Source organism: Actinomadura sp. KC345, assembly GCF_004348515.1.
Taxonomy (GTDB): domain Bacteria; phylum Actinomycetota; class Actinomycetes; order Streptosporangiales; family Streptosporangiaceae; genus Spirillospora.
In genome coordinates this window covers 1-9,615 of record NZ_SMKH01000293.1, presented here as the reverse complement: position 1 = coordinate 9,615, position 9,615 = coordinate 1, and the positions used below count along the sequence as shown (strand labels likewise).

10 protein-coding genes are annotated in these 9,615 nt (G+C 72.9%); 2 read left to right on the top strand and 8 right to left on the bottom strand.

Annotated features, from left to right (window positions below):
• The first annotated feature begins 124 nt into the window (after positions 1-124).
• Positions 125-688: a Uma2 family endonuclease gene (locus tag E1281_RS32640; protein ID WP_131883566.1), complete on the top strand. Its 564-nt coding sequence runs from the start codon at positions 125-127 to the stop codon at positions 686-688.
• 58 nt (positions 689-746) lie between these two features.
• Here E1281_RS32640 and E1281_RS32635 read toward each other — a convergent pair whose 3' ends face one another.
• Positions 747-1,991: a beta-ketoacyl-[acyl-carrier-protein] synthase family protein gene (locus E1281_RS32635; RefSeq protein WP_131883565.1), complete on the bottom strand. Its 1,245-nt coding sequence runs from the start codon at positions 1,989-1,991 to the stop codon at positions 747-749.
• Between the two features lie 25 nt (positions 1,992-2,016).
• Here E1281_RS32635 and E1281_RS32630 point away from each other — a divergent pair, with 25 nt between their 5' ends.
• Entirely contained in the window at positions 2,017-2,505 is a 489-nt protein-coding gene (locus tag E1281_RS32630; protein ID WP_131883564.1) for a MarR family transcriptional regulator, read from the top strand.
• Positions 2,506-2,512: 7 nt separating this feature from the next.
• Here the strand turns inward: E1281_RS32630 and E1281_RS32625 are convergent, their stop codons facing one another.
• The 7 genes from E1281_RS32625 to E1281_RS32595 all read right to left on the bottom strand — a co-directional run.
• Positions 2,513-3,892 (bottom strand): 4-hydroxyphenylacetate 3-hydroxylase N-terminal domain-containing protein, encoded by a 1,380-nt coding sequence (locus E1281_RS32625; RefSeq protein ID WP_131883563.1) that lies wholly within the window; start codon positions 3,890-3,892, stop codon positions 2,513-2,515.
• A 69-nt stretch (positions 3,893-3,961) separates the two neighbouring features.
• Positions 3,962-4,708, bottom strand: coding sequence for an enoyl-CoA hydratase (locus tag E1281_RS32620; RefSeq protein ID WP_131883562.1), 747 nt, complete (start codon positions 4,706-4,708; stop codon positions 3,962-3,964).
• On the bottom strand, positions 4,698-5,840 hold the full coding sequence (locus E1281_RS32615) for an acyl-CoA dehydrogenase family protein (protein ID WP_131883561.1): 1,143 nt from the start codon (positions 5,838-5,840) through the stop codon (positions 4,698-4,700). Before E1281_RS32615 ends, E1281_RS32620 begins: the two co-directional genes overlap by 11 nt.
• Entirely contained in the window at positions 5,833-7,002 is a 1,170-nt protein-coding gene (locus E1281_RS32610; protein WP_131883560.1) for an acyl-CoA dehydrogenase family protein, read from the bottom strand. Before E1281_RS32610 ends, E1281_RS32615 begins: the two co-directional genes overlap by 8 nt.
• Positions 7,003-7,018: 16 nt before the next feature.
• On the bottom strand, positions 7,019-7,852 hold the full coding sequence (locus E1281_RS32605; protein ID WP_243717656.1) for an enoyl-CoA hydratase-related protein: 834 nt from the start codon (positions 7,850-7,852) through the stop codon (positions 7,019-7,021).
• Entirely contained in the window at positions 7,845-9,152 is a 1,308-nt protein-coding gene (locus E1281_RS32600; RefSeq protein ID WP_131883559.1) for an acyl-CoA dehydrogenase family protein, read from the bottom strand. Before E1281_RS32600 ends, E1281_RS32605 begins: the two co-directional genes overlap by 8 nt.
• A gap of 1 nt (position 9,153) precedes the next feature.
• Positions 9,154-9,615, bottom strand: a 462-nt coding sequence (locus E1281_RS32595; protein ID WP_279433673.1) for an acyl-CoA dehydrogenase family protein, incomplete at its 5' end; no start/stop codon positions are given.

The following is a 9,615-nucleotide window of genomic DNA, read 5'->3' as shown; positions in this document are numbered from 1 at the left end:
CCCCACCTCCCACGCCCGTCCACCAACCCAAGAGGCAATCCCAGCCAGGCGGGCGTGCCCGAACATGAGTTGCTAGCGTTGTGGAGCACGGCGCACCACCGCTGACACTACGAGGAGATTTGCCATGACGGCGATGCCGGAAGAGCCGTCGCCCGTCCGTGACGACCTGCGCGAGGCGTTCGCTGCACTCGATGTGATGCCGGGCTTCCGTGCCGAGCTGGTAGATGGAGAAATCATCGTGTCACCGACCCCCGACGGACAGCACGAGACCGTCGTCGTGGCCGTTGATGACTGGGTACGTGATGTCCATGGTCTGCGACTGCACCGCAACCTGACACTGATCAGCCCGGAGGGTGAGTACGTCCCAGACGGGATCGCCGCCCCCAAGGGCGCTTTCGCTGGACGGGAATGGCACAGCAAGCCCGACGGCGTGGCGATGGTCCTGGAGGTGACCTCTGGCCGCCCGCGCGATCGCAAGGGCGCCGAACGCGACCGCGGGCCCAAGCGCCGGGGCTACGCCGCCGCCGACATCCCGCTGTACCTGCTGATCGACCGGCTGGACGGCAAGGCCACCATCTTCTCCGAGCCGCGCGGCGACGACTACGCGCACAGTGCCTCGGCGGTCCTCGGCGACGACCTGCCCATTCCCGAACCACTCGAAGGCGTCCTACCAACCCGCGGCTTCTGACGCACCGCAACAAGACTCGCACGGGCCCGTCTCCTGCTGTCCCGCGCAGCCCTGCGCGTTAGGTGGCGGCGAGGATTAGGGAGGCGTTTTGGCCGCCGAAGCCGAAGGCGTTGACCTGGATGTGGCCCGAGGTGATTTCGGTGGTGTGGTCGGTGACTATCTCGAAGTCGGCTTCGGGGTCCACTTTTGTCGTGCCTGCGGTGTGGGGGAGGACGCCTTCGCGTAGGGCGTTCAGGGCTGCTACTGCGCTCATCGCGCCTGCGGCGCCTGCGGTGTGGCCCAGGTTGCCCTTGATCGAGGTCACCTTCACCGGGCGGTCCCGGTAGACGCGGTTGATCGCGCGGATCTCGGCGGTGTCGCCCTTTGGTGTGGACGTGCCGTGGGCTAGGACCGCGTCCACGTCGGCGGGTGTGAGCCCGGCCGACGCCAGGGCCTGCTCCATCGTTTCGGCTTCCCACATTCCGTCCGGTTCGGGGGACGAGGGGTGGTACGCGTCGGCTAGCGAGGCGTAGCCGAGCACCGAGCCCAGGACGGTCGCGCCGCGTCGCTCGGCGTGGGCCCTGCTCTCCAGGACCACCATGGCGCTGCCCTCGCCGACGACGATGCCCGTGCGGTCCACGTCGAACGGGATGCTCGCGCGGAGGCGCGCGGCGCCGCCGGTCGTTACGCCGTAGGACGCCTGGCTGTGGAAAACCGCCGGAACGAAGTCGCCGTCGCGGCGGCCGTCCGGCAGGCCGAAGCCGCCCTCGGCGCCTCCGGCGATCACCACGTCCGCGCGGCCGGAGCGGATCAGGTCGGCGGCCGAGCCGATGGCGTCGACGGACGAGGCGCATGCCGTGCAGAACGTGAGGGACGGGCCGTGCAGCTTGTGCCTCATGGCGATCTGCGCGGCCGCCATGTTCGGCCAGATCTGGATCATCGTCTTGCGGTCCACCGCGTCCGGGCCACCGGTCTCCAGAGCGTGCTGGGCCTTGAGCAGGGCACGGGTGCCGCCCATGCTTGTGCCGAGGACGACGCCGGTCCGGCGCGGGTCGGGTTCGGCCAGGCCCGCCTCCGTCAGCGCCTGCTCGGACGCCGCTAGTGCGAACAGGGTGAACAGGTCGCTGCCGGACGCTACGGCAGGGCTCACCCAGTCGTCCGGCTTGAAGTCCCGGACGGACGACCACCAGGCGAAATGGTCCGCGTCGGCCCAGGGCGCCTCGTGGATCGCTACCTCGCCGTCGCGGAGACCCGCCCAGAATCGCGGGACGTCATGGCCCAGAGAGGAGACCACTCCCATGCCTGTCACCACTACCTCGGACATCCTCGCCCTCCTATAGCATCCACTGATGACCTCCTCCTCCGCACCGGCGAGCCCCGCGGGCGGTCCGCGGGCGCTGGTGGACGGGGAGGACCGGGCCGCCTTCGAGGCGGCGTCGGCGCTGATCAGGGCGGCCGGGCTGGCGACCGACCGGATCGACCGGATCCTGCGTCCCTACGGGCTCACGTTCGCCCGGTTCGAACTCCTGCTGCTGTTGTCGTGGACCCGCACGGGAGCGATGCCGCTCGGCCGCATGCGGGACCGGCTGCTGATCCACCAGGCGGCGGTCACCAACCTGGTCGACCGGCTCGAACGCGACGGGCTGGTGCGGCGGGTGCCGCACCCCACCGACCGGCGCACCACGCTGGCGGAGATCACCCCGGCCGGCCGGAAGCTGGTGCTGCCGGCCAGCCGGGAGCTCGGCGCGCGGTTCGACCTCGGGATCGGCGACGACGCCGCCGAGGAGGTCTTCGAGCTGGTGCAGCGGTTGCGCCGCGCCGCCGGGGAGATCGACTGATCCGCCGTCACGCGCCCGACAGGCCGGCGGCCTTCAGCCCGAGGGCGCGGGCCCGTTCGATGTCGTAGTTCTTCCGGGTCACCAGCCGCTGCGCGAACAGGCCGCCGCCGGACTGGAGGTTCGTCACGTGGTGCCAGCCGCCGTAGCTGTCGGCGGTGGTGTCCCGGATGGCGTGGAACAGCTTGGTCCGGTACTCGCCCGGGACGCCCGGGCCCGTGCCCATGTACTTCTCCAGCAGCGGCCTGAGCTCCGGGTTGTCGAAGTCGGACATGGACGGGGCCGTCACGACCGCGCCGCCGGCGATGTCGTGCAGGTGCCGGACCATGGTGCTGAAGTTGGCGGCGCCCTGGTACTTGGTGACGTTGGTGTACATGTCGTCGGGGTAGTAGAAGCCGTCCGGCGTCGCGTGCGCGTTCGTCAGGGCGGCCTCCAGCCCGGCCCGCAGCAGCGTCGCGTGGATCATCATCTCGTCGATCTTCTCGCGCACGTGCGAGACCCGGGACGTGCCGTTGGACTCGGCGATCAGGTGCGCGAGCCCCACCAGCTCGTCGGCCTGGATCACCATGAACGACACCCCGCCGAGCCGCTCCCAGAGTCCGAGCGAGTGGGCGAAGACGGCGGCGTGCTCGGTCTGGCCGTCCAGGAAGACGCGCTCGTGCGGGACGAACACGTCGTCGAAGATGACCATGCTGTCGGGGATGCTCTCCTTCGCGCTGACCGGGTAGTCGCGCATGTCCCCGCCGCGCGGGTGGTAGGTCGTGTTCGTGATGTGCACGCCCGGCGCGTTCACGGGGACGGCGCAGGCGATCGAGTAGTCCTCCTCGCCCGGCTTCATCGACTTCGTCGGCATGACCATCAGATCGTGGCCGAACGCGGCGGCGCTGATGTGCAGTTTGGCGCCGCGGATCACCACGCCGTCCTGGCGGCGCTCCACCACGCGGACGTAGGCGTCCGGGTCGTCCTGCTTGGCGGGGGCGAGGCTGCGGTTGCCCTTGGCGTCGGTGATGCACTCGGTGATGCGGATGTCGCGCAGGCGGGCGTCCTCCACGTACGCCTTGATCCGCGGGACGAACTCGGGTGCGCCGTCCTCAAGCCGTCCGGCCGCGACGAGCAGGGTCATCAGCGACTGGTAGGTGACGTTGAGCAGGAGGTCCATCTCGGTGATCACCGGGATGCGGTCCCGCAGCTCCTGCTGGCTGCGCGGCGCGAGCGTCACAGGGTTCACCGCGCCGGGCTCGGCGCTGTAGTACTTGTCGTAGCCGTCGGCGATCGCCTGCAAGGGGGCCGCCAGCGCGGGCTCGGACTCCAGGTCCTCGATCAGCCGTCCCTCGAAGTAGACCCGGCGCCCGTCTTTGAGCGAGTCCTTGTACTGCCGGCCGGTGAGCATGTGGTGCACTCCTGTTCGCTCGTTCGGGGAGGACCCCCGTCCGGGATCTATCTGAATATGACGTCTATGTCATTTGAGTTGGCCGAACGTCGTTCTGTCAAGGCCGCCCGCGTTCCAGCGGCGCGCGGTTTCGGCCTCCACCTTGTACCCGCCCGAGACGAACTCCGCCTCGGCCCTCCGGTAGGAGGCGAGCAGCGTGCGGACGGCGCGGCGGTCGAGGCCGGCCATCGCCGCCCCGATCTCCTGGGCCCGCGCGAGCATCCGCTCGTGCGGGACGACCTCGCTGACCAGCCCGGCGGTGAGCGCGTCCCCGGCGGACACGGGCTCGCCCGTCAGGCTCATCTGGCGCGCCCGGGAGCGTCCCACCGCCAGCGGGAGCAGGACGGTGAGGCCCCAGCCCGGCAGCACGCCCACACGGGCGTGGGTGTCGGCGAAGGCCGCCCGGTCCGAGGCGACGACCACGTCGCAGTTCAGCGCGAACTCCAGGCCGCCGGTGATGGCCGCGCCGTTCACCGCCGCGATCAGCGGCTTGCCGATCGGCTCCCAGGGGGCGCCGCCACTCGTCCCGGAGGAGACGGCGGTATGCAGCTCGGAGCCCTCGTCGCGGAGTTCCCGCAGGTCGAGCCCGGCGCAGAAGGCCGGGTCCGCTCCGGTGAGCACGGCGGCGTCCACCGTGTCATCGGCGTCGATCCCGGCCATCACCTCCCGCAGGCGGGTGAGGAGCCGGGTGCTGATGGCGTTGCGGACGTCGGGCCGGTTCAGGGTGATCGTGGCGACGCCGCCGTCCACCTCGACCAGCACGGGCTCATCGGGCATGGACGGTCCTTCCCTCGGCGGGGCCCTCGACCGCCAGGGCGGCGAGCCTGGTGCGGTGCGTCCGGCCGCCCCAGAGCGCCGCGGCGGCGACCGCACGCTTGTAGTAGAGGTGCGCGGGATGCTCCCAGGTGATGGCGATCCCGCCGAGGACCTGGATCGCGCCACCGGTGATCCGCTTCGCCGCGTCCGCCGCCACCACCTGGGCGAGGCTCGCGGCCAGCGCGGGATCGTCGCCGTCCGGCCGCCCGGCGCGGTCGTGCGCCCAGGCCGCGTGCGCGGCGACGGACCTGGCCAGCTCCAGTTCGACGAGCATGTCCGCGCACCGGTGCTTGACCGCCTGGAACGAGCCGATCGGGCGTCCGAACTGCATCCGTTCCTTCGCGTACGCGACCGACATGTCGAACATCGTGCGCGACACCCCCACCAGCTCGGCCGCGAGCAGGCCGACGGCCGCGTCCTCGGCGGGCTCCGGCTCGGCCGCGCCCTCGCCGCCGACGAGCCGGGCGGGGACGTTCTCGAACCGGAGGTCGGCCTGCGGCCGGGTGAGGTCCAGTGTCGGGACGAGCTTGCGGGTGAGCCCCGGCGCCTCCGCGGCCAGGTGGAACAGTGTCGGGCCTTCGGCGACCACGAGCAGGTCGGTCGCGGCGTCGCCGTCCACGACGCCCGCGGCGGCCCCGTCCAGCCGGAACCATCCGCCGTCGCGGACTCCCCGGACGGTCGGCGCGGCGGCCCACCGCCCGGCGGCGTCGGCCCGCGCCACCGCGAACACCCGGCTGCCGTCGCAGAGCCCCGGGAGCAGGTCGGCGCAGGCGGCCTCGTCGCCGGAACCGAGCAGCGACCGCGCCGCGAGGACAGCCGACAGGTAGGGCACCGGCGCCAGGACGGCTCCCAGTTCCTCGGCGACCACGGCCGCCTCCACCAGGCCCGCCCCTGCACCGCCCCAGCGTTCCGGGACGGCGAGGCCGAGCACGCCGAGCTGCTCGCCGAGCACGCGCCATTCGTCCAGGGCGGACTTCTGGCCCTCGCTCACCGCACGAACGGCCGGTTCGTCCCATGCGCGGGCGCAGTGGTCGCGCACCGCTTCCCGGAGGGCGACCATCTCCGGTGTAAGCACGAACTCCCGTTCAGCCACGGGGCACCTCCCGCCATGGCAGGTCCTTGTCGACCCGGACGTCGCCGGGCAGACCGAGCACCCGCTCCGCCAGCACGTTCCGCAGCACCTCGGCGGTGCCGCCCTCGATGGTGTTGGCGCGTGCGCGCAGCAGCTTCCACTGCACCGTGTCGTGGACCGCCGGATCGGAGGCGTCGTAGCCGGGGAACCGCGTCCCCTCCGGTCCGAGCAGCTCGACGCAGAACTCGTAGACGGCCTGGTTCAGCTCCGCGCCGGCGAGCTTGCTCAGCGAACCCATCGGGCCGGCCGCGCCGTCGCCGCGCTCGGCGGCATGGCGCATCCCCGTGAGCCGCAGCGCGTCGGCCCGCGCGAACAGCGAGACGAGCGCGTCCCGCAGCGCCGGATCGTGCAGGTCGGGGCGCTCCCGCCACAGCGCCAGCGCGTCCCCGACCGAGCCGGTGCCGCGGGCGATCGACCCGCCGCCGATCGCGTTGCGCTCGTTCATCAGCGTGGTCATCGCGACCGACCAGCCCGCGCCGACCTCCCCGAGCCGCCACGCGTCATCGATCCGCGCGTCGCGCATCCAGACCTCGTTGAACTCGGCGTCCCCGGTCAGCTGCCGCAGCGGCCTGACCTCCACCCCCGGGTCGTGCATGTCGAGGACGAAGTAGGTCAGCCCCTTGTGCTTGGGGACGTCGGGATCGGTGCGGGCCAAGAGCAGCGCCCAGCGCGCCTCGTGGGCCTTGCTCGTCCACACCTTCTGCCCGGTGACCCGCCACCCGTCATCGGCGCGCACCGCGCGGGTGGCGAGCCCGGCCAGGTCGGAACCGGCGCCGGGCTCGCTGAACAGCTGGCACCAGATCTCGTCGCACACGTAGAGCGGGCGCAGCAGCCGCTCCTTCAGCTCCTCGCTCGCGTGGGCCATCAGCGTGGGCCCGGCCATGCCGTAGCCCATCGGGTTGAGCGCGAACGGGTCGGGCCCACCCGCCTCCTCCACCACGGCGTCGGCGATCCCCTGAAGGCCGGGCTCCGCGCCGCGCCCGCCGAGGCCCGGCGGGAACTGCACCCAGGCCAGGCCCGCGTCGAACCGGGCGGCGAGGAACTCCCGGACCGGCGTCGCCTCCGGCGGGTGCCGTTCGACCAGGCGGCGCGCGGCCTCCTCGATCTCTCGTTCGGCGGTCATCCGTCCTCCCGTCCGCTCAGCGGTCCTCGAACCGCGGGGTCCTGCGCTCGGTGAACGCCGTCACGGCCTCGCCGTGGTCCCGGGTGAAGCTGGTCATGATCTGCGTGCGGTTCTCCAGGTCGATCCCGGCCTGCATGCTGCCGACCTCCAGCTGGCTCCACATCACCTGCTTGGTCATCCGGACGCCCATCGGGCTGTTGGCCAGCACCTCGCCGGCGATCTCCAGCGCCGTGCCGCGGGGGTCGTCCACGACGCTCCCGGCCAAGCCGATCCGCACCGCCTCCTCCGCGCCGATCGTCCGGCCGGTGAGCAGCAGCTCGAACGCCCGGGACGCCCCGACCAGCCGGGGCAGCAGCCAGCTGACGCCGATGTCCGCGCCGGACAGGCCGATCCTGACGAACGAGACGGCGAACACCGCCCGCGGCCCCGCCACGCGGACGTCCGCGCCGAGCGCGAGGGCCAGCCCGCCGCCCGCCGCCGGGCCGTGCACGGCCGCGATCACCACCTGCGGCAGGGCGCGCATCCCCGTCACGAGCGCGGCGATCCGCTCCTGGAGCTCGAACCGCTCCTGGGGCGTGGCGGCCAGGCCCGCGTCGTCGTAGTCGACGAGGTCGAGGCCCGCGCAGAAGCCGCGCCCCGCGCCCGTGAGGACGACCGCCCGGATGTCGGTCCGCCCGGCGAGCGCCGCCCAGACCGCGTGCAGGTCGTCGATCAGCTCCCCCGACATGGCGTTGAGCCTGTCCGGCCGGTTGAGCTCCACCAGGAGCGTCTCGGGACCGGCGTACCCGACGCGCACCCGGTCCGTGGACGGCAGCGCGGCTCCCGTCTCCCGCATCTCGCGCTCAGCCACGGGGACGCTCGCTGAAGGGGAGGTCGGCGTAGGGGTCCTTGTCCCTGGGCAGGCCGAGCACCCGCTCACCGATGATGTTGCGCTGGATCTCGCTGGTGCCCCCGGCGATGCTGTAAATCTTCGAGGACAGGAACGCCTCGCTCGCCGCCGCCGCGTCCGGCTCCGCGTTCTCCGAGGCCGCCCCGTCCCCCGCGATGGCGCCCCACGCGATGGCGCCGCCCGGCTCGGCCTTCGTCTCCAGCAGGCCGAGCGACGTGTCGAGCTGCGCGTACGCGAGCTTGCGGATCGATCCCTCCGCGCCGGGCTCGCCCCGTCCGAGAGCGGCGAACGCGCGGACGGTCGCCATCTGGAGCGCCCGCTCGGCGACGAACGCGCGCATCACCTCGTCCCGGAGCACCGGGTCCTCCCAGGCGCCGGTGCGGCGCGCCCGCTTCGCGATCCGGTCCGCCCGGCCGGGCCCCACGCCCGGACGGCCGGACAGGCCGCTGCGCTCCTGCATGAGCGTCGTCAGCGCGACCGCCCACCCCGAGCCCTCCGGCCCGAGCCGGTCCGAGTCGGGGACGACCACGCCGTCGAGGAACACCTCGCCGAACTCCGCGTGCCCGTTGAGCTGCCGCAGCGGCCGGACCTCGACGCCGGGAGAGCGCATGTCGAGCAGGAAGTAGGTGATGCCGCGGCGCTTCGGCAGGGAGGGGTCGGTGCGCGCCATCAGCAGGCCGAAGTCGGCGCTGTCGGAGAACGAGCTCCAGACCTTCTGGCCGTCGACCACCCAGTTCCCGTCGCCGGTCGGCCTCCCTGTGAGGGGACGACCCCCCACACCCCCCGGAACGACCCGTTCCGCGCGGGTGGCGAGCGAGGCCAGGTCCGAGCCCGCGCCGGGCTCGGAGAACAGCTGGCACCAGCGGTGCTCGCCGAGCGCGAGCGGCCGCAGGAAGCGGTCCCGCTGCTCCGCCGTCCCCCACTCGATGATCGTCGGCCCGGCGAGCGCCACGCCGACGAAGTCGCTCTCGGGGCGGCCCGCGCTCAGCCGCGCCAGCTCGTCGCCGACGACGGCGGCGGCGTCCGCGGCCAGCCCGAGGCCGCCGTGCTCGGCGGGCCAGGTCGGGGTGGCGAGGCCGGAGCGTCCGAGCTCGGCGTGCCAGGCCCGGACGGTCGTCTCGTCCCGCGCGATCCGGGCCAGCGCGTGCCGGTCGCCGTCCAGCGCGGCCCTCCGCCAGTGGGGTGGAAGGTTGTCCTCCAGCCAGGCGCGGACGCGTGCGGCCAGCGCGTCCAGGTCCTGCCCGGTGACGTCGATCGCCATCTCAGACCTCCTCGCCGATCAGCTCTTCGAGCATCCGGCGCTGCTCCGCGGCGCCGGGGAGCACGGACGCGTCGGCCCGCGCGCGGCGCAGGTAGCGGTGCGCGTGGTGCTCCCACGTGATCGCCATGCCGCCGTGCACCTGGATCGCGTCGAGCGCCGTCTCCAGGTAGGACTCGCTGCAGTGCGCGCGGGCCACCGCCGCGCCGAGGCGGGCGGAGCCGGTGCCGGGCGGCTGCCACGCCGCCCAGGTGGCGGCGGCGCTCGCGAGTTCGGTCCGGACGGCCATGTCCGCGAGCCGGTGCTTGACGCCCTGGAAGACGCCGATCGGCCGGCCGAACTGGACCCTGGTCTTCGCGTGCTCGACCGCGGTGTCCAGCAATGCCTGGCTGCCGCCGACCTGTTCGGAGGCGAGGAACACCGCGCCCGCCTCCAGGGCCCGCTCGATCGCGGGCCATCCCCCGCC